Origin of the sequence: Methylobacterium sp. J-067, assembly GCF_022829465.1 — a bacterium.
Classification (GTDB): Bacteria; Pseudomonadota; Alphaproteobacteria; order Rhizobiales; family Beijerinckiaceae; genus Methylobacterium; species Methylobacterium litchii.
Genome location: NZ_JAKSXZ010000030.1, coordinates 1 through 18,502 on the forward strand (window position 1 = coordinate 1; position 18,502 = coordinate 18,502).

At 64.5% G+C, this 18,502-nt stretch carries 20 protein-coding genes; 15 read left to right on the top strand and 5 right to left on the bottom strand.

What is annotated here, in order from left to right; all coding sequences use genetic code 11:
- Positions 1–363 precede the first annotated feature (363 nt).
- Positions 364–630: a hypothetical protein gene (locus tag MKK52_RS02020; protein WP_243952081.1), complete on the bottom strand. Its 267-nt coding sequence runs from the start codon at positions 628–630 to the stop codon at positions 364–366.
- 146 nt (positions 631–776) lie between these two features.
- On the opposite strand from MKK52_RS02020, the gene MKK52_RS02025 reads away from it, so the two are divergent.
- The 7 genes from MKK52_RS02025 to MKK52_RS02055 all read left to right on the top strand — a co-directional run bounded on the left by MKK52_RS02025 (position 777) and on the right by MKK52_RS02055 (position 4,075).
- Positions 777–983 (top strand): hypothetical protein, encoded by a 207-nt coding sequence (locus MKK52_RS02025; protein ID WP_243952082.1) that lies wholly within the window; start codon positions 777–779, stop codon positions 981–983.
- Positions 984–1,050: 67 nt separating this feature from the next.
- Positions 1,051–1,470 (top strand): DUF5681 domain-containing protein, encoded by a 420-nt coding sequence (locus tag MKK52_RS02030; RefSeq protein WP_243952083.1) that lies wholly within the window; start codon positions 1,051–1,053, stop codon positions 1,468–1,470.
- Positions 1,467–2,066, top strand: a complete 600-nt coding sequence (locus MKK52_RS02035) for a hypothetical protein (RefSeq protein WP_243952084.1) — start codon at positions 1,467–1,469, stop codon at positions 2,064–2,066. Before MKK52_RS02030 ends, MKK52_RS02035 begins: the two co-directional genes overlap by 4 nt.
- The gene (locus MKK52_RS02040) at positions 2,063–2,314 is read left to right on the top strand and encodes a hypothetical protein (protein ID WP_243952085.1); all 252 of its coding nucleotides are present in this window, start codon (positions 2,063–2,065) and stop codon (positions 2,312–2,314) included. Before MKK52_RS02035 ends, MKK52_RS02040 begins: the two co-directional genes overlap by 4 nt.
- The gene (locus MKK52_RS02045; protein WP_243952086.1) at positions 2,311–2,562 is read left to right on the top strand and encodes a hypothetical protein; all 252 of its coding nucleotides are present in this window, start codon (positions 2,311–2,313) and stop codon (positions 2,560–2,562) included. The genes MKK52_RS02040 and MKK52_RS02045 overlap by 4 nt, the downstream gene beginning before the upstream one ends.
- A gap of 199 nt (positions 2,563–2,761) precedes the next feature.
- Positions 2,762–3,343 carry a chemotaxis protein CheB gene (locus MKK52_RS02050; RefSeq protein ID WP_243952087.1) on the top strand — a complete coding sequence of 194 codons (582 nt, stop codon included), beginning with the start codon at positions 2,762–2,764 and terminating at the stop codon, positions 3,341–3,343.
- A 486-nt stretch (positions 3,344–3,829) separates the two neighbouring features.
- Positions 3,830–4,075, top strand: a complete 246-nt coding sequence (locus MKK52_RS02055) for a hypothetical protein (RefSeq protein ID WP_243952088.1) — start codon at positions 3,830–3,832, stop codon at positions 4,073–4,075.
- A 182-nt stretch (positions 4,076–4,257) separates the two neighbouring features.
- Here MKK52_RS02055 and MKK52_RS02060 read toward each other — a convergent pair whose 3' ends face one another.
- Positions 4,258–5,223, bottom strand: a complete 966-nt coding sequence (locus tag MKK52_RS02060; protein ID WP_243952089.1) for a site-specific integrase — start codon at positions 5,221–5,223, stop codon at positions 4,258–4,260.
- 398 nt (positions 5,224–5,621) lie between these two features.
- Between MKK52_RS02060 and MKK52_RS02065 the strand changes: the two genes are divergently transcribed.
- The 3 genes from MKK52_RS02065 (at position 5,622) to MKK52_RS02075 (ending at position 7,312) form a co-directional block, all read left to right on the top strand.
- Positions 5,622–6,272 carry a ParA family protein gene (locus MKK52_RS02065; RefSeq protein ID WP_243952090.1) on the top strand — a complete coding sequence of 217 codons (651 nt, stop codon included), beginning with the start codon at positions 5,622–5,624 and terminating at the stop codon, positions 6,270–6,272.
- Positions 6,269–6,601, top strand: a complete 333-nt coding sequence (locus tag MKK52_RS02070) for a hypothetical protein (RefSeq protein ID WP_243952091.1) — start codon at positions 6,269–6,271, stop codon at positions 6,599–6,601. The genes MKK52_RS02065 and MKK52_RS02070 overlap by 4 nt, the downstream gene beginning before the upstream one ends.
- 264 nt (positions 6,602–6,865) lie before the next feature.
- The gene (locus MKK52_RS02075; protein ID WP_243952092.1) at positions 6,866–7,312 is read left to right on the top strand and encodes a MucR family transcriptional regulator; all 447 of its coding nucleotides are present in this window, start codon (positions 6,866–6,868) and stop codon (positions 7,310–7,312) included.
- A 392-nt stretch (positions 7,313–7,704) separates the two neighbouring features.
- Here MKK52_RS02075 and MKK52_RS02080 read toward each other — a convergent pair whose 3' ends face one another.
- The gene (locus tag MKK52_RS02080) at positions 7,705–8,094 is read right to left on the bottom strand and encodes a hypothetical protein (protein WP_243952093.1); all 390 of its coding nucleotides are present in this window, start codon (positions 8,092–8,094) and stop codon (positions 7,705–7,707) included.
- Positions 8,095–8,140: 46 nt separating this feature from the next.
- On the opposite strand from MKK52_RS02080, the gene MKK52_RS02085 reads away from it, so the two are divergent.
- A complete protein-coding gene (locus tag MKK52_RS02085; RefSeq protein ID WP_243952094.1) occupies positions 8,141–8,329 on the top strand; it encodes a hypothetical protein in 189 nt (62 codons plus the stop codon).
- Between the two features lie 388 nt (positions 8,330–8,717).
- Positions 8,718–10,361 carry a DUF4214 domain-containing protein gene (locus tag MKK52_RS02090; protein ID WP_243952095.1) on the top strand — a complete coding sequence of 548 codons (1,644 nt, stop codon included), beginning with the start codon at positions 8,718–8,720 and terminating at the stop codon, positions 10,359–10,361.
- 127 nt (positions 10,362–10,488) lie between these two features.
- Here the strand turns inward: MKK52_RS02090 and MKK52_RS02095 are convergent, their stop codons facing one another.
- Both MKK52_RS02095 and MKK52_RS02100 read right to left on the bottom strand, forming a co-directional pair.
- The gene (locus MKK52_RS02095) at positions 10,489–11,400 is read right to left on the bottom strand and encodes a DNA-binding response regulator (RefSeq protein ID WP_243952096.1); all 912 of its coding nucleotides are present in this window, start codon (positions 11,398–11,400) and stop codon (positions 10,489–10,491) included.
- Positions 11,393–14,782: an ATP-binding protein gene (locus MKK52_RS02100; protein ID WP_243952097.1), complete on the bottom strand. Its 3,390-nt coding sequence runs from the start codon at positions 14,780–14,782 to the stop codon at positions 11,393–11,395. The genes MKK52_RS02095 and MKK52_RS02100 overlap by 8 nt, the downstream gene beginning before the upstream one ends.
- Before the next feature lie 253 nt (positions 14,783–15,035).
- On the opposite strand from MKK52_RS02100, the gene urtA reads away from it, so the two are divergent.
- From urtA to urtC, 3 genes are all read left to right on the top strand, one after another.
- Entirely contained in the window at positions 15,036–16,304 is a 1,269-nt protein-coding gene (urtA, locus tag MKK52_RS02105; RefSeq protein WP_243952098.1) for an urea ABC transporter substrate-binding protein, read from the top strand.
- A 71-nt stretch (positions 16,305–16,375) separates the two neighbouring features.
- Complete coding sequence (urtB, locus tag MKK52_RS02110) at positions 16,376–17,302, top strand: urea ABC transporter permease subunit UrtB (protein ID WP_243952099.1); 927 nt, start codon at positions 16,376–16,378, stop codon at positions 17,300–17,302.
- A 13-nt stretch (positions 17,303–17,315) separates the two neighbouring features.
- Positions 17,316–18,500 carry an urea ABC transporter permease subunit UrtC gene (urtC, locus tag MKK52_RS02115; RefSeq protein WP_243952100.1) on the top strand — a complete coding sequence of 395 codons (1,185 nt, stop codon included), beginning with the start codon at positions 17,316–17,318 and terminating at the stop codon, positions 18,498–18,500.
- Positions 18,501–18,502: the final 2 nt, after the last annotated feature.

Here is an 18,502-nt window from a genome sequence, read left to right on the forward strand (position 1 = left end):
GCAGCTGGGCCCCCCCGTTCATCTCCCCTGACGCGGTGTCCCGCGTCATACTCGGTGACGGCCAAATCCTCAGTGCGGACTGGTGCGGGCGGGATTGGGTCGTCAGGCATCAGCGTCCTCCTGGATCAAAACCAACCTCACCTCGTGAGTTTAGGTCCGTCAGCGCGCGCCGACCTTCGCGCTCTACCTCGCCCGCAAACAAAAAAGGCGGGGCTCTCGCCCCGCCGTCGATCCGTGGGGGTCCCTGGGTCACAGCCCCATCAGCACGTTGGCCGATCCGATGGCCGTCATGGCGAGGCCGCCGGCAAAGACAGTGGCCATCGCGTAGGAAAACACCTTCAGCATCAGTCTGTCCCTGGTCGCTTAGCAGCGGTTGCCGCCAGAGGTCTGGCCGTACTGCTTCACCGGGAAGTTCTGCTGATTGGCGTTGCCTTCAGCGGCCGAACTCATCGGGCAGGTCGCCGGGTTGTTGTCGCGAAGGCTTCCAGGAAAGGCGCCCAGGGAACCGGTCGTCTCGACGCTGTAGGGCGTGAGGCCAGTCCACGTGGACCGATCATAGGCCATGGCGGACGAGATCGGAGCGACGCCAAGCACAAGCGCGGTGACGACGGCGGCGATACGGGTCTTCATGGTCTGAATTATGCTCCTTTGCGCAATGTAGTCCGAGTTGTTCGGCCTATTTCGTCTTGCGTGAAGCTAACATGGTGCTTGTTTTGCCGACATGACGTGTCTCCGCGCACGCGACAGCGGGGATTAAGCGGGACGGAGATTTTGGCATGACCCCGCGCGAGCAAGCCGCCTTCGCTGCCGGCATCGAGACCGCCCGGCAAATGGCGATGGTCGCCGCCGTTACCCTCGAAACCCGCGACGACGCGGGAGAGGTTCGCCACCGAGCCGCAGTCGCTGCCCTTCAGGGCCTCGCGGAAGGTCTGCGGACCTTAACCACCCAACAGCCGGAGGAACATAATCGTGAAAGTTCTTAGCCAGTGCTATATATCTAACCTGTTCTTAGCCTGTCTTTTACAGGCTGTGCCCGCGAGACACTGACCAATGCCGAGGGAAGACACACAGTTTGAGCCCGGTCGCAGCGGCAACCCCGCCGGTCGCCCGCGAGGCTCGCGCAACCGCTCGACGCTTGCCCTTGAACAAATCTTCGAAGGCGAGGCGGAGAAGCTATCCCGCAAGGCCATTGAGATGGCGCTCGACGGCGACGGCCCTGCCATGAAGCTGTGTCTCGACCGCCTTCTGTCCCCACGCAGGGATCGCAGCATCACCTTCGACCTGCCGGCGATCAATTCGGCGGCCGACCTCCCCAAGGCGACGGAAGCCATGCTCCGCGCCGTCGCGTCGGGCGAGATCACGCCCAGCGAGGCCGCCGATATCGGCAAGGCCGTCTCCGCACACATCGAGGCCATCACCGCCGCCGACCTGTCCGCCCGCCTCGCCCGCTTGGAGGATCCGAGCCTATGAACCTCGTCAGCCTTGAACGCCGCCTCCGCGAGATAGAGAGTCGCCGGTCGGGCGAGCCAACCGTCTATCTCGCCTGGGGCCGCACTACCGCCGAAGCCAAAGACGCACTCGAAGGCGCCAAGCGGGCAGGCGCCGTCTCCGAGAGGGACGAGGCCGTTGCCCTGGTTTGGCCCGATGCGGGGCCGGTGCCGCTATCCCGCTGGATCGTCTTCGGCCGCAAGCACGAGGACGACATCAGCGACCGCGAGCTTGAGATCCTGTACGAGGCCAACGAGGCCGAGGCCGTACGGAACGAACGTGAGGCAGCTGCGGAACGGGGCGAGGATCTATCAGGCCTAGATGACACGGACGTTCGGATCCGCGTCATCCGCCGCACGAGCCGCGATCTGACCGGCGACCTGCGGTTCCTCGCTGTCCGTGAGAACCCGAGGCCAGAAATGCATTGGGCCGCCCCCGGCCCCGGCCTTGTGCGTCCCTGCGGTTGCCCAACCTGCCAGATGGGCGAGACATCGCCGCGTGTAGTGTTCCCAGCTTACCGAGCCCAGTTCGATGCATGGCTCAACCGGTATGTGCCTAGCGAGGGGCTGTTCGCATGAACCTCGCCTCCCTCACCCAGCGCCTCGCCCGCCTTGAAGGCCGCCAAGGCTCCGGCCGCATCACCGCGATTTGCAATCTCGCGAACCATCCGCCTGCCGTTCTGGCCGAGGCTGTTCGGGATTGGCGCGCATGGACTGCTGCCGGCCGCGCTCGCCGGGCGGGCTCCATCCTCATCCTGCACGCCGAACGGATGACCGTTGCCGAATGGGCCGCCCGGCATAGCCCGCGCATTGGGAGCCTGTCGTGAAGCTCATCGACCTTGAACGCCGCCTCGCCCACATCGAGGCCACCCGCTCCGTCTCCGCACCGACGCGCATCCTCATGGATCGCGCCCTCGGGGATCCGGCCGGCGACATCGAAGCAGCCGACGCCCTGGCGAACTGGCGGCAGTGGGTAGAGCAGGGGCGCGCCACCGTTCGGCATAGCGTGCTGTGCCTCAGCCGGCCGGCGATGACGGCGGGGGAATGGGTGGCCGCACACGTCACTGCGGAGTGATTGGAATGCTCAGGGCCTGGGCTCAACCCATAAATGCCGAGCGGATAGTCATCTGCCCTTCTTCGGGGCCGCCATCTGTTAGTGGGTTGCTGATTTTAACATAAGGTGTAGCGCAGGTTCGAGGTTCAAGTTGTCAATTGCGCACGCTGAGCGCAAGCGTGACTGATAGACGAACATATTTTCATTTTAGGAACTGTCAGTGAATGCTTCGCCCTGGTTTGTTGCTATCGGTGCGTCCGGAGGCGATGGCCTTGAGGATATTAAAAATCTACTGGCCACTCTTTCATCACCAATTCGGGCAGTGATCCTCGTTGTACTTCACAGATCTTGGGACAAGCCGAGCAATCTGAAGTTTGTGCTAGAACGGGCCTGCTCGCATCCGGTCATGGTCGCCGAGGAAGGCGATAAGTTCCATCAGGGCACCGTTTACATCGGCGAGCCCGCGCAGCACCTCACCCTTGCGGCGCGCAGCATAGGCGAGATGGTCCAAGATCCAGATCGCCTGCACGGAAATCGAACTGTCGACCTTCTGTTCCGCTCAGTCGCCTTGTACGGTAATGGCCGGATAATCGGTATTGTCTTGTCCGGATCACTGGATGATGGGTCACGCGGCCTCGCAGCAATCCATGAAGCGGGTGGCCTTACAATGGTTCTTACGCCTGACCCAGAACCGTATCGGGGTATGCCTAGGAACGCGATCAACTACGATGGTCCAATCGATGTGATTGGTAGCCCACAGGTGATTGCTGCCGCAATCGCTGACGCCATTGCAAGTGGATAAATCCAACCAACGCTAGGGAGATATAATTTGGACTCAAGCAATGATGATAGCGATGTCTCCTACTGTAAACTGTTATATTAAAGTAGAACGGTAAACATCCTTCTTAAAGTAGATTGTCTACTGCTTTCGCCATGGTATTGCGCCCAGAACCGTACAGAAGGCGGGCTCTGACATTGCCGTGAAGATCGGTACTTTGTGCAGTCTCGGGCAACATAGATCAGTGTACCCGTTTGCCGGTGGTTGTTCGCTCTGGCTTATGGCACAGACTGATTTGCATCTTGCCCATTTTGTCGTGTCGGCTAGGCGCGACAATGGCCTTATCCAGCAGACGCGGAAGCACCCTGCTAGCGCTGTAGTTCTCGCCCTCAAATGGCGAGAAAAAGGATATGCGGACGTGGTGGTTCTCGATCCAAGCGGCAGACCAGTCACCCCAGAAAGCTATCGGAGAGAAGCAATGCGACGGATCAAACGTGATCTGAGCCCTTGATGGTAGCAAGTCAGTCTTTGATCTGGGGCACCTTCCGCGCGCTCGGCTTCGGGGTTTCATCGAACGCCGTTTCATCCTCGCTCGTCTCCGAAGTCCGCGCCGGCCTCACCGTCATGGCCCGACAGGATCCCGAGGACCGCGCCCGTCGTGAGGCTGAGATCGCCGAACGCCGCCGACAGGACGCCGAGCGCCACCGGCGAGCCGCCGCCATGCGGCAGACCATCGAGACGTTCCGCACTCGGTAGGCGTCAACCTACGCCTCACTGCAAAACAGCCTTGTCGAGCGCTTTAGTTGTGGTATATCTCACAACCTGAGGCTAATCACCTGAGGGCCGATAAGGGATATTATCGGCCGTTAGCTAAGCAAGCAATCACTGTAGCGCCTTAAGTAGCATCGCTCAGGTTGGCTTACTGGCGACCCCGGCTGCTACAGAAAACCGCTTCCGCTGTGCCCTTTGAAGGCGTTTGCCCGGCGGATGTACCCGACGACGGTTCGGGGATCGCGGTGGCCTGACTGATCCATGATCCTGGCGAGATCCGCGCCCCGCTCCGCTGCGGTGGTGATGTAGCCGGCCCGCAGGCTGTGCGCCCCGAACGTCGAGGCATCGAGACCGGCAGCGGCGCAGTAGTGTTTAAGCACCCGTTCCACCGTCTTCGGCCCAAGCCGTTCGGCTTCGACCCTACCGGCCTTGTTGACCGGTCGGAACACCGGCCCTTCGGTGATGCCGGCCGCATCGAGCCACACCCGCACTAACTCGACCGGCCGGATGAAGCGCCCGTGCGGAATGGCCTTCTCGATGCCCCTGCCCTCTTGGTCCGTCTTGCTCTTGCGAACGGTGACGCGGAGCCCTTCGGGATCGTCGCGGAGGTCGGCCACGTCGAGGGCGACAAGTTCGCTCCGGCGGAAGGCACCTGCGAAGCCCAGCGCGAGCAACGCCCGATCCCGCTTGCCGGCCAACGTGTCAGGAGTCCGCATTAGGAGTGCGGCCAGTACGTCCGCCGTCGCGGCAGTCTTCTGCGTCGGCCGGGTGCCAATCTGGCGCCGGATCCCGCGCAGCCCTTCGCGCAAGCCTTCATCGTCGGTTGGGTCCGGGTGGCCCGCGAGCTTGTGACTGAACCGGATCGCCGCCAGCCGGCGCGCGACCGTCGAAGCCTTCGCCCCGCGCGTCGCCTCGTGGCTGAGAAATTCGAGGACGGCGAGCGGCGAGGCCGGCACGGCCTGAAAGCCAAACTGCTCGCACCACGCCACGAACTGCGCCCAATCGCTCCGGTAGGCGCGTCGCGTGCTCTCGGCCTTGCCGGCGCGCTGGAACGCGCGGGCCTGATCCGACAGCCCGGCCATGACCGGAACGGCAGCGCCGGTCTTCGGACGGTAGGGTTTCAGCGCCGACATCGCATCGTGTCCGATAACTGTCCTTCTCAGACACTATCACGCACGCTATGGTCGCGCGAGTGTCATTCCACGATCCCGCTTTTATCACACCACGAAAGTGTGACGATGGCGCGTCGAGGTTCGACGGCGATCAAGTGGTAAAGTTGGCCATTTGATCGGGCGGACTTCCGACCCCAGTAAGTCGCCAACTTGGCGACACACGGGGCGGTCGCTCCGGCACGAGGTGTTCGCCAGTTTGGCGAAGGCCGCTTCGTGCCGTCACGTCGATCCGGCCACGCGCCGGGAAGCGACAGAGCAAACGCCAACTTGGCGTCTGCATAGTACAGCGTGAAGAGACGTGACGATGGCATGACGATGGTGGTTTATTGCCACCACAAAAATGGGGCTGTGACGTTGCTATGGTGATGATTGTCGGGCTTGCGCAGAGCAAGGGCGGGGTCGGCAAGACGACGACGGCGCTCAACCTCGCCGCCGAGCTACACCGCCGGGGGCGCACCGTCGCGGTGCTTGACGCGGATCCGGCCGCGCACGCCGCATCCATTGCCGAGGACGGCCAGCTTCCCTTCACTGTCACTGCGCACCTGTTGGAGACGGACGAAGCCGGCGCGGTCGCCGCGTGGGTGAAGACGGCGCGCGGGCAGGGAACCGACTTCGTACTGATCGACGCGCCTGGCGCCATGGGCGCAGCCTTCGGCGCGACGATAGCCGTTTCGGACCTCGTGCTAGTTCCGGCCGGCTCGACGGTACTGGATGTGCGCGGCGCGGCCGAGACGGTCGGCACGATCCGCCGGCATCGCAAGGCGGCCAAGCGCGAGCGGCCGGATATCCTCATCGTGCCGAGCCGGATCGATAAGCGCACCGGGGCAGGGCGGGACGTGGTGACGACACTCGCCGCACTGACGGAGCCAGTCGCCCCGGCGATCTCCTATCGTGCCATCGTGGCCGACAGCCTTGCGACAGGCGAAGCCGTGCCGCCCGACAGTCCGTCTGCTGGCGAATTTGCTGCCCTAGCCGACGCCGTTCTGATCCGCCTCGGGGAAGCCCAATGACCCGCCGCCCGAGTGTTTCGGCCACCCTCGCCATGAAGGCCGCCGCCGCCGCAGCCGCAGCCCGTGACGACGAGCCGGAGGAGATCCCCGCGCCCGCCTTAGAGCCGGAGCCCCACGCCCAGGGCGAGCCGCACCCGCTCCCCGCGAAGGCCGTGGGACGCCCCAAGGGGCGCCGCGCCGTCGCAGCCCGACAGACCGTCTATCTCGATGATGCCCGGCACGCCGCGTTGGCGCGGATCGCGGAGGACCGGGGGCGCTCGATCCATTCTCTTATCCTCGAAGGGATAGACCATGTGATCGGGAAGCCCACCGCTTCGGGGTGGCAATAGCATTGCAGCGACGCTTTGATGGTGTTTTTATGGTGTCGAAAAAACACCGCGACAGTGCGACGTGACCTAACCTGCCGTGGCACGGTGGGGATGCGCAGAGCCGAGCGGGCCTCGATGATGAAGCCGCCCGGCAATAGGTGAGTGAGATATCTTGCTTAAAATCAAGAGGCTGGGAACTTCAACATGCATCCGCGAATGTTGGGTTGCTAATGCTTCTAAATTGCCTCATGTGCCCCAGCATCGAAGCTTCAAAGGGTGCTGAAAGTGAGTGAAGACAGCTTGGCGATTAACCATGGCATCATTGAACAGGTCGGCGATATTGTCGCAGCATACGTATCCAACAACCACGTTGCCGCTGCCGATCTGCCAACCCTGATCGCGACTGTTCACGCTGCGATTGACGGCCTCAACCGACCCAGCAAAGGCGCAGAAGTCGGAGATGCTACGGAAGCTAAGGCCACCCCCGCGCAAATCAGGAGGTCCGTCCAGCCTGACGGGCTGATCAGCTTCATCGATGGCAAGGCGTACAAGACCTTGAAGCGACACCTCACCTCGCACGGGCTTACCCCGCAGCGCTATTGTGAGCAGTTCGGCCTACCATCCGACTACCCGATGGTCGCCCCCTCATACAGCGAGAAGCGGTCGAACCTCGCCAAGGCGGCAGGCCTTGGACAGTTCCGTGAGCCGAAGGTACGGAGGAACGCGGCATAAGTCAGCGGCGCTTCGGCGCCGCCGTCAAGTTAGTTATGTCGGCTTGCGGCCTGGTGCCCAGCGTGGTTGGGCTACCGAACTTTCGGTAGCCTTTTCGTCTTTCAGTCTCCGTTCGGCAGTCTGAGTTTTATAGTTGCTCCAGCCCTTGCCAAATAAGGTACGAGCAAGCTGCTCCCAAACTTCATCAAGCGTTGGCGATTTAGAGGTATCGGGCATAGGCCGGTCTCAGTTTGAATGACTGTGATGCTCTGCTGCCTGAGCGGCCAAGGCTAAGCCACGAAGGCCGGCCCTTCCGCTTAGGGGCGTATGAGACCGGGCCGGCACGCTCCATGAGAAGATGCAAACAAGCTAGACTGCTTGCTGGCATTTGTGAACAGACTTCAGAGGCTTAGTTAGGCTCGGCCCGTTCCAGGCTTAGTAAATTCCCAGATCGGCACGCCCCACACCTGCCTGGCCTTGTTCCGATAGGCAGACCCCCGCGCGGTCACGATCCGGGTTGCCTCGACGCCATGCACTTCATCGCCCCCGATCATTAGCGCCCCGCAGCAGTCGATGCGCAACGTCCCATGCTCCGGGTGGACCGCGAACAGTTCGGCCGCCGTCCACCCTAGCCGGTGCGCCTCGGCGCCGAGCCGGTCGCAGAAGTCGATACCGCTCCCGCGGATCGCGGCCCACTTCGCCGGCACAAGGTATCGGCAGGGCGAGGCGTGAGGCGACAGGTTGTCGAGCTCTGCCCGCAAGCCGGCAACAGGATCGTGAAGGGTGGTGACATCGGATGACATGCGGCCGAGCTACAGGACCGGCGCCGGGTGAGCTATACCCGCCTGCATGGACCAGCCGCCCGACCTCATCGCCCAGGACGCGGCCGAAGCTCTCATCGCCCTCGGCTGGCCCGTCGAGCCCTACGGCCCTGATGTGGACCGCTGGCAGATTGGCGACCTAATCCTGACCGACGCCGACCTGATGGGGCTGGCAGCCCGGCAAGGCATCCGCGTCGCCCTGGAACGGGTGCAGTGAGCCGGCCGGCATGTCTGATCCGACCGAACGGCCAAAGCCTCCCCCGCTTCGAGGCAAGCAACTGGCCGCGCTCCGCGCCATAGCCTCGACGCCCGGCGGTTTGCGGATCGTGGCTTACTCCTCGGCATGCCGGTTCTGCTACAGGTGGCATTAATTAAGGTAAAGGAAATTTACCATCCCACGAATGAGAAATCTGAATAAACTAATTTCTGAAGTGTGTCTTCGATGCAATCGACATGATGCTGCGCTTACCTCAAAATTGGGTTGCCATTTATTATCGAAAGATATCGCGGAATAAGATCCGAAAGATCTAATCGATGATCGCTGTGCAACAGCAATCGATTTTGCATCTACGAAATCAATTGAATAGCTCTATGGGGTAAAGAGGATGGGTACAATTGATAATCCGACTAGTCTTGGGTTTATCTCAGATTATGTCATACAAACAAATGGGCAATTGACTCATAGTAGCGGAGCGCTTGGTCAGTTTTCGGCAAACCCTAAGTATGACTATTACTCATTTACGTATCCGGGCGGATTACAACAAGTCACAATCAAGATCAATTTTCCTGCCGCTTCAAATATTAGCGCATTAGAGGAAAAATTTGCCCAAATAATACCAATATCTGGTATAAAAAGTATCGATGGTAGCGTTCAGACCGTTGATACGTTTGCCGATCCAATCCACAATTGGCAATTTGCGAAAAGTAATTATTCCCTAGATTACAAGCTCGATTACGCAAATCCCGGAAAAGCGATATTTGCGGTTTATTCTGGCGACATTACAACCACGGGGCAACCAACCGGATCTTACTCTATTTCGGTTACAGATAAATTTGAGCTTCCTCCGACTTCTACGAGTGCCGGAACGGGCAGCGGCGGCTCAGGAGGATCGCTGCCGGATTTTGTGTCTAATGCCGAAGGTGTATCCTCAACGTCGCTTGCGCCCGGCGCGAACGTTTCTATCAACGGTCGTGTAGCAAACGTTGGAACAAGCGCGGCTGCACCGGGCCATATCGGGTACTATCTCTCGACCGACTCTAACATCACAACATCTGACCTTTTTCTCGGCCAGATCAATCAGGGCTCAATCGGGGCGGGCAGCTCTGTTGGCCTTTCCACCCAAGTGACGCTTCCGACCAATCTGAAAGCTGGGTCCTATTATCTCGGGTTCATAGCCGATTATGACAACGCTGTTGCCGAGTCGAACCAGTCGAATAATGCGAGCAGTGGAACTCTTATAACCGTTACAAACGGAGGATCCACCGCGAAAGCTCTGTTTGGCACGGTGACAACCGACCCTCACAGCTCCGGTGGACAGGTTTACGCCCTGTACGACGGCATCTTTGGCCGTGCGCCAGACACGCTCGGGCTTGAGTATTATGCCGACCAGATCGTACACGGAACTAACCCAGCGTCTCTAGCCACGAACTTTCTTGCCTCTCCAGAGGGTCAAGCTCGCTTTGGTGCCGTCGATAACACCGCCTTCGTTCAGCAACTCTACCAGAACACCCTGCACCGTGCCGCCGATGTGAGCGGTCTACAGTACCACCTCGACGAACTCGCCCACGGCGTCACCCGCGTCGATGTCGCGCAACACTTCGTATTCTCGCCCGAGCACTTGGCTAGCCTGCAACCGACCCTCAATGCCGGCTTGTTCGTGCCCGACGCGCAGGCGGCTCAGGTGGCCCGGGTGTACTACACCATGCTCGGCCGGGCGCCGGACGCAGGTGGTCTGGCGTACTACACGGACCAGCTCGACCACGGCGGAACAGCGGCCAGCATCGCGCAGGTCTTCCTGAACTCGCCGGAGAGCCAAGCGACCTACGGCAAGCTGTCCAACAGTGCCTACGTCGACGCCCTGTACGTGAACGCGCTGGGCCGCCACGCCGATGCCAGTGGCCTGAGCTACTGGACCGATCAACTCGACCATGGCGTGTCGCGGGCAGACCTTGCGGTGTCCCTTTCGCAGTCGCCCGAGTCCCAGAACCTGCACTTGGCCCAGATCGAACAGGGCTGGCACCTCAGCTGAACGCCTCAATGGGCCTCGGATCGCTCAGAAGGCCAGAGCATCCGCGACGCCATCCGCTCCGATCAGCATTCGTTTGTCGCATCGGAATGCTGAAGCGAGGGAGCTGACCTCGGCGCGTTACGATGCGTCAACCGCCGCCCTGGATGTAGCGGTTGGCGATCATCGACGCCGCGGTGCGGTTCTCGACTCCGAGCTTGGCGTAGATGGCTTCGAGATGCTTCGTCACCGTCCGGTGGCTGAGGCCCAGGATCTCGCCGATGTCGCGGCTCGCCTTGCCCTGGGACAGCCAGAACAGGACGTCCGCCTCGCGGGCGGTGATGGGCAGGCTCGCGCGCAGGCGGGCGAGGCTCAACGCCGGGTCGTCCTGCGACAGGCGCAACAGGATCTCCTCGGCCGTCCCGCCCACGAAGCTGAGGCTGTGCGGTGGGCCGTCCGATCCCTTCAGCGTCACGGAACCGGTGGTCGTCCCCGCGAGACAGGAGCGGAGCCACGCCACCGCCTCGGGCGGCAGGGACAGGACGCCGTCGGGCGTCGCGGCCAGGGAGGCGATGAGCTGTCCCGCCTGGGGCGTGCACCACAGGACCCGGCCGTCCGCCGCCACCGCCAGCAGGGTCCGCCCCATCGCGTCGAGGGCGGTGCGGGCGCTGCGGGCGGATCGCGCCCCGGCAAGATGGGTGCGGATGCGGGCCAGCAACTCGTCGGGGACGATGGGCTTCGTCACGTAGTCGACGCCGCCCGCGTCGAGGCCCCGCACGATGTGCTCGGTCTCGCTGAGCCCGGTCATGAAGATCACCGGGACGCTGGCGAGATGCGGCTTCGCCTTGAGTCGGCGGCAGGTCTCGAACCCGTCGAGGCCCGGCATCACCGCGTCGAGCAGGATCACGTCGGGTGTGACCTCGTCCACCAGGGCGAGGGCGAGATCGCCCGCCACCGCGATCAGCACCGTCGCGCCGGAGCGTTCGATCGCCTCGGTCAGGAAGCTCAGGGTCTCGGGGGAATCGTCGACGACGAGGATCACGTCGCGGCCGGGCTCAGTCATCGCCGGCGAGCTCCTTCAGCACCGTCAGGTAGCGGCGCAGGTCGAAGCCCGCGCATAGCCCGCGCATCTCCGCCACGAAGTCCGGCGGAACGGTGTCGTCCTGTTCCATCGCCGCGAGCTTCGCCTCGATGCCCCGGATATGCCCGATCCGACCGAGGCGCAGCAGGTCGCCGATATGGGCGGCGGCGGGGCGGTCCGCCCCGGGCGGGCCGTCCGCCTCCGCCGTCGGTCGCGGCGCGGCGCCCGTCTCCGTCCAGTCGAGGCGCAGCAGGGCGCCAGTCCGGTCCAGCACGTCGCGCAGGTCGAAGGGCTTGGTGAGGATCGCGTCGTGGGGCGGGCTGTCGCCCCGCACGGGGCCGAGTTCGTGGACGTTGGCAGACATCATCACGATCGGCCCGCCATGGCCCCGCGCCCGCAGCGCCGCCGCCACGTCCCAGCCGCTCAGGCCCGGCATCGCGATGTCGAGGAGGATCAAGTCGATCGCGTCCGATTCCGTCGCCTCCGCCACCGCCGAGAGGCAGGCGGCCCCGGTCTCGGCCTCGCGCACCGTGAGCCCGCGCGGTTCCAGGATGGCCCGCATCAGGGTGCGGTGCGCGCTGTCGTCATCGACCACGAGCACCGTCCGGCGGGGGCCCGCATAGCCGGGCTCCGCGCGGGGCACGGGGGCGACCGTCGGCACCAGCGTGGGCTGGGTCACCGTGGCCAGCATCAGGCGCAGCCGGGCCTGCGTCCCGCCCCCCGGCGCCGGCATCAGCGAAACCTCCCCGCCGAGGAGCTGCGCCAGCAGGTTGGCGATGGTGAGCCCGAGGCCGGTTCCGGGCGTGCTGCGGGCGGCGGGCGTCGAGCCGCGCTCGAACGGCTCGAAGATCCGGGCGCGGTCCGCCTCCGGGATGCCGGGGCCCGTGTCGCGGATCGTAAAGACCGCGACCTGGCTGCGGTAGCTGAGGTCGAGCGAGACGGTCCCGCGCGGCGTGAACTTGATGGCGTTCGACAGGAGGTTGAGCAGCACCTGGCGCAGGCGCTTCTCGTCGGTGGCGACGACCTGGGGCAGGGTCTCGGGGCGGGTGAAGCGGAAATCGAGCCCGGCCTCGCGGGCCTGGAGCCGGACCATGTCGGCGAGCTGATCGAGGAAATCCGAGAGCCGGATCTCGTCGCGGTTGATCTGCAGGCGGCCGGCCTCCATCCGCGAGATGTCGAGAAGCCCGTCGATCAGGCCCGAAAGGTGCTGGGCGCTGCGCCGGATGACGCGGATGCCGTTGAGGCGGGCGGGGGGGATCGTCGGGTCGGTCTCGAGGAGCTGGGCGTAGCCGAGCACGCTGGAGAGCGGGGTCCGCAACTCGTGGCTGAGGCCGACGACGTAGCGGCTCTTGGCTTGGTTGGCGGCCTCGGCCCGCTCCTTGGCCTCCTGCAGCTTCGCGTCGGTCACCTTGTGCGCGGCGATCTCGGCCTCGTAGAGGACGGTCTGGCGCCGCGTCTCGGCCTGAGCGACCCGCCGGCTTTCCTGCGCGAGCACGAATAGCCACGCGACGACCCCGAGGATGACGACGAGGATGAAGAACACGCTGGTCAGCGCCGCGCGCAGGACCTCGCGGTGGTCCGGGTGGGCGATGCTCGCGCCCGCATGCACGACGCCGAGGATCAGGCCGATCACCGCGCAGAGCGTCAGCATCACCGCCAGATAGCGGCCCAGCGGCGCACCGATCCAGGCGGCCGTGCGGCGCGGCAGGATGCGCGCGAGGGCGTCCTGCGCCTGGACCTCGAGACGGCCGTGGGGCTTGCAGAGGTCGCCGCAGCGGGCGTCGAGGGAGCAGCACAGGGAGCAGATCGGCGCGTCGTAGGCCGGGCAATGGGCCATGTCCTCGCCCTCGAAGGGCAATTCGCAGACTCGGCAGGTGATCTCGCCCGCCCCCCAGTCCCGGCGCGGCGCCCGGGCGAGATACCAGCGCCCTCCCGTCGCCCAGGCTAGCGCGGGCGCCGCGCCGAACGCGATGGCCAGCGTCAGCATCGGGGCGAAGGCCTGGGGCGTGGGCCCCAGGAGGCCGAGGTAGAGCAGGCAGCCCGCCGCCAGGGCCAGCAGCATCGCCCCTGTGCCGACCGGGTTGACCGCGTAGAGATGCGCCCGCTTGAACTCGATGCCGGGCGGCGACAGGCCGAGCGGCTTGTTGACGGCGAGGTCGGCGGCCAGCGCCCCGACCCAGGCCGAGACGACGCAGGCATAGAGCGGCAGGGTGCTCTCGATCGTCTTGTCGATGCCGAGCATCATCAACAGCACGGCGATGGCGACGTTGAAGACGAGCCAGACCACCCGGCCGGGATGGCTGTGCGTGAGGCGCGAGAAGAAGTTCGACCACGCGATCGAGCCGGCATAGGCGTTGGTCAGGTTGATCTTGAGCTGCGAGACGAGGACGAAGGCCCCCATCAGCAGGAGCGCCGCCCGTCCGTTCCCGCCGGTCACGTAGCCGAAGGCGACGCGGTACATCTGGGTCGGTTCGGCGGCCTGATCGGGTGGGACGCCGTGGGACAGGGCGAGGACCGCGAGCCCGGCGCCGAGCAGGATCTTGGCCATGCCGGGCAGGATCCACCCGGCGCCGCCGGCCAGCACCGCCAGCCACCACGTACGGTCGCGCGCGGAGGTCGGCTCGGGCACGAAGCGCAGGAAATCCACCTGCTCGCCCACCTGGGCCAGCAGGGCCAGCAGCACCCCGGTGGCGGTGCCGAACCGCGCGAGGTCGAAGCCGTCGCCCCGTCCGTCGAGGCCGGGGAACGCCGCCAGCGCGGGCAGGGCGGCGGGATCCCGGACGGCGATGAAGACGAGGGGCAGCAGGCCGAGGGCGAGCCAGAGGGGCTGCGTCCAGATCTGGATCCGGCTGATCAGGCGGATGCCGTAGGCCACGAGGGGAATCACTGCGCTCGCGCAGACGAGATAGCCGATCCAGAGCGGCAGCCCGAGGCAGAGCTGCAGCGCCAGCGCCATGATCGCCGCCTCGATGGCGAAGAACAGGAAGGTGAAGCTCGCGTAGATCAGCGAGGTCACCGTCGAGCCGAGATAGCCGAAGCCCGCCCCGCGGGTGAGCAGATCCATGTCCACGCCGTAGCGGGCGGCGTAGGTGGTGATCGGCGCGGCGGTGGCGAAGATGATCAGGCCGACGGCGAGGATCGCCGCCAGGGCGTTAACGAAGCCCGCCGTGAGGACGAGCGTGCCGCCGATCGCCTCCAGCGCCAGGAACGACACCGAGCCGAGCGCCGTCTGCGCGACCGCGAAGCCCGACCAGCGCCGTGCCTTCTTGGCCGTGAAGCGGAGGGCGTAATCCTCCAGGGTCTCGTCCGCGACGAAGCGGTTGTAGTCGCGCCGGATCGGGATGATGCGCTGCGGGCCGCTCATCGGTCGCCGACCGGGCATGCGGGCGCGACCGCGCGCGATCCGGGCCGCACGGCACAAGGCGCTCCCGCGCAACGTGGATTCCCGATCCTGAGCGCCATCGGTCCCTGGACTAGCCGGGTCGACGGTGCCTCAGAGGCAAGAGCCCGGCCATACGCAAAACAGCGTATATGCTGCGCTGCGGCGACCGCCCTAGCCTGCATCGGTCGATCCGGGGGCCGCCTCTCAAGGCCCCGGACGCAACCGGGGCAGGGCAATGGCAGACGACACCGATTCCGGCGCGGATCACGGCTTGCGGTCGCCGTTGCGGCGCAGGCTGCTCATGGGACTGGCCGGCGCGCCGGCCCTGGCGATGATGCCGGGGCGCGCCTTCGCGGCGGCCCCGACCGCCGCCGTCAACACCACCGGCCTCGCCGTGACCGACACCGAGGTGACGGTCGGCATCCTGCACTCGATCACCGGCACGATGGCGATCTCCGAGACCGGCGCGCAGGAAGCCGAGAAGCTCGCGATCCAGCAGATCAACGATGCCGGCGGCGTGCTCGGCCGCAAGATCAAGATCATCCAGGAGGACGGCGCCTCCGACTGGCCGACCTTCGCCGAGAAGGCCAAGAAGCTCCTCGTCAACGACCATTGCGCGGCGGTGATGGGCTGCTGGACCTCGGCCTCGCGCAAGGCGGTGCTGCCGGTCTTCGAGCAGTATAACGGGCTCCTGTACTACCCGACCTTCTACGAGGGGCTGGAGCAGTCCAAGAACGTCTTTTACACCGGCCAGGAGGCGACGCAGCAGATCCTCGCCGGGCTCGACTGGGTGCACAAGGAGAAGGGCGGCGACACCTTCTACTTCATCGGCTCGGACTACATCTGGCCGCGCACCTCGAACAAGATCGCCCGCAAGCACGTCGAGAACGTGCTGAAGGGCAAGGTGGTCGGCGAGGAATACTTCCCGCTCGGCCACACGCAGTTCAACTCGGTCATCAACAAGATCAAGCTGACGAAGCCGAAGGTGATCTTCGCCGACGTGGTCGGCGGGTCGAACGTGGCGTTCTACAAGCAGCTGAAGGCGGCGGGCATCGACCTGTCGAAGCAGGTGCTGATGACGATCTCGGTCACGGAAGACGAGATCGACGGCATCGGCGGCGAGAACATCGCCGGGGCCTATGCCTGCATGAAGTACTTCCAGTCGATCGAGAACGAGAACAACAAGGCGTTCGTCGCGGCCTTCAAGAAGATGTGGGGCGAGAAGACCGTCATCGGCGACGTGACCCAGGCGGCCTATCTCGGGCCCTTCCTGTGGAAGATGGCCTGCGAGAAGGCCGGCTCGTTCGACGTGGACAAGGTCGTGGCGGCCTCGCCGGGCATCGAGTTCAAGGGCGCGCCCGAAGGCTATGTCAGGATCGATCCGAACCATCACCTCTGGTCGAAGACCCGGGTCGGCCGGGCCAAGACCGATGGGCAATTCGAGATCGTCTACACCAGTCCCGAGCTGATCAAGCCGGACCCGTTCCCGAAGGGCTACCAGTAGGCGCGCCGATCCCGCCCCCGGAAGCGGGGGCGGGACAAGAAACGTCGTCCCCATCGCGCGAGAGTCCACAGATGTTCGGCGATTATTCCCTCGGCGATCTCGGCGCGATCTTCGCGATGCAGGGCTTCGCCGGACTGATCCTGTTCTCGGTCTACCTGCTGATGGCGCTGGGGCTGGCGATCATCTTCGGGCAGATGGGCGTGATCAACATGGCCCACGGGGAGTTCATGATCCTCGGCGCCTACGTCACCTATCTCTGCTCGACGTTCTTCCAGACCTATCTGCCGGCGCTCTTCCCAATCTACTTCTTCATCGCGATGGGGTTGGCCTTCCTCGCCTCCGGGGCGCTCGGGATGCTGGTGGAGTGGAGCCTGATCCGGTTCCTCTATAAGCGCCCGCTCGACACCCTGCTCGCCACCTGGGGCCTCTCGCTGATCCTGCAGCAGGCCTACCGCTCGATCTTCGGTGCCCGCGAGGTCGGCGTCGAGCTGCCCTCCTGGCTGATCGGCTCGGTGCAGGTCACCGACACGATCGAAATCCCGATCAACGGCCTGTTCGTCATGGCCGTCACCATCCTCATCACCGTGAGCGTCGCGCTCCTGATCTTCCGCTCGCGCTTCGGCCAGCAGGTCCGCGCGGTCATGTCGAACCGCGCCATGGCGGGGGCGGTCGGCATCGATACCGAGAAGGTCGACCGCTACACCTTCGGCCTCGGCTGCGGCATCGCGGGCATCGCCGGCTCGGCCTTCACGATGATCGGCTCCACGGGGCCGACCTCCGGCCAGCTCTACATCGTCGACACCTTCCTGATCGTCGTGTTCGGCGGCGCGGCGAGCCTTCTCGGCACCATCGCCTCGGCCTTCTCGATCTCGCAGACGCAATCGACCCTGGAATTCTTCCTCTCCGGCTCGATGGCCAAGGTGATCACCCTCCTCGCGGTGGTCGGCATCCTGATGCTGCGGCCGCAGGGACTCTTCACCCTCAAGGTCCGGCGCTGAGGAGTTTTCGGCCATGACGAACCCGGTCCAGATCCTCACCAAATCCGTCACCGTCAACGACAACCCGTTCATGAAGCCGGTGGAGTGGCTGAGCTTGGCTCTGCTGGCCGGGGTGATCCTCGTCGTCCTGCCGCTGATGCTCGACGGCTTCCGCCTCAACCTCGTCGGCAAGTACCTCACCTACGCCTTCGTGGCGCTCGGCCTCGTGATCTGCTGGGGCTACGCCGGCATCCTCTCCCTCGGCCAGGGCGTCTTTTTCGGATTGGGCGGGTATTGCATGGCGATGTACTTGAAGCTGGAAGCTTCGAGTGTCGCCAACACCAAGATCCAGTCGACGCCGGGCATCCCGGACTTCATGGACTGGAACCAGATCACCGCCCTCCCCTGGTTCTGGCAGCCGTTCAAGAGCTTCCCGCTCACAGTGCTGCTGGTGGTGACGGTGCCGGTCCTGTTCGCGATGCTGATCTCCTTCGCGATGTTCAAGCGCCGGGTCGGGGGCACCTACTTCGCCATCATCACCCAGGCCATCGCCGCCATCCTGACGATCCTGATCGTCGGCCAGCAGGGCTATACCGGCGGCATCAACGGCATCACCGACCTGCGCACCCTCCACGGTTGGGACATCCGCACCGACCACGCCAAGGTCATCCTGTACTTCGTCAATGGCGGCCTGCTCCTCGCCTGCATCCTGGCGGCGCAATACGTGAAGAAGTCGAAGCTCGGCCGCATCCTCGTCGCCATGCGCGACAAGGAGGACCGGGTGCGGTTCTCCGGTTACTCGGTGGCGGGGTTCAAGGTCTTCGCCTTCAGCCTGGCCGCCGCCTTCGCGGCGATCGGCGGGGCGATGTTCACCCTGCAGGTCGGGTTCATGTCGCCCTCCTTCGTCGGCATCGTGCCCTCGATCGAGATGGTGATCTACGCCGCGGTGGGCGGGCGCCTGTCCCTGTTCGGCGCGGTCTGGGGCACGCTCCTCGTCAACTGGGCCAAGACCACCTTCTCCGAGAGCTTCCCGGACCTCTGGCTGTTCGGCCTCGGCGCCCTGTTCATCGCCGTGGTGCTGGCCTTCCCGAACGGTCTCGCCGGCATCTGGCGGGAGCACATCGAGCCCCGCCTCACCGGCCGGGTGAAGGGCCTGCGCGCCCCGCCGCCCGCCATCGTCCCGCCTCAGAATGCGCCTGCCGGCGCCGCCGCCGAGTGAGG